Origin of the sequence: Faecalibacterium sp. DFI.5.82, assembly GCF_029076575.1 — a bacterium.
Classification (GTDB): Bacteria; Bacillota; Clostridia; order Oscillospirales; family Ruminococcaceae; genus Faecalibacterium; species Faecalibacterium duncaniae.
In genome coordinates, this window is the sequence record NZ_JARFIS010000826.1 from 1 (window position 1) to 298 (window position 298).

Consider the following 298-nt stretch of genomic DNA (forward strand, 5'->3'; position numbering starts at 1 on the left):
CTGGTTGTTGTAGTAGCCCTGATCGATGATGTACTCCGGGCGGAACTTGAAGCCCACCTCCTGCTCGAACTGCTCCAGGATATAGGGGCTGACCGAGGCGGAAAAGCCGTACCAGTCCACGAACTTCTCCCGCTTGAGCTCATCGAAGATCAGGGTGAACTGGTGGAAGAAGGTGGTGTAACGGATGACATTCACATAGTGGTGGTCTGCAATGAATTTCCGCAGGCGCTCCATGGAATACTTGTGGGTCTTGGGCTGACGGACATCAAAGGTGATCTGATGCTCGAAGTTGGTCCAG

1 protein-coding gene is annotated in these 298 nt (G+C 53.7%); it reads right to left on the reverse strand.

The window, feature by feature from the left end:
- Window positions 1-298, reverse strand: a 298-nt coding sequence (locus P0G09_RS19085; protein WP_275253456.1) for a 1,3-beta-galactosyl-N-acetylhexosamine phosphorylase N-terminal domain-containing protein, incomplete at both ends; no start/stop codon positions are given.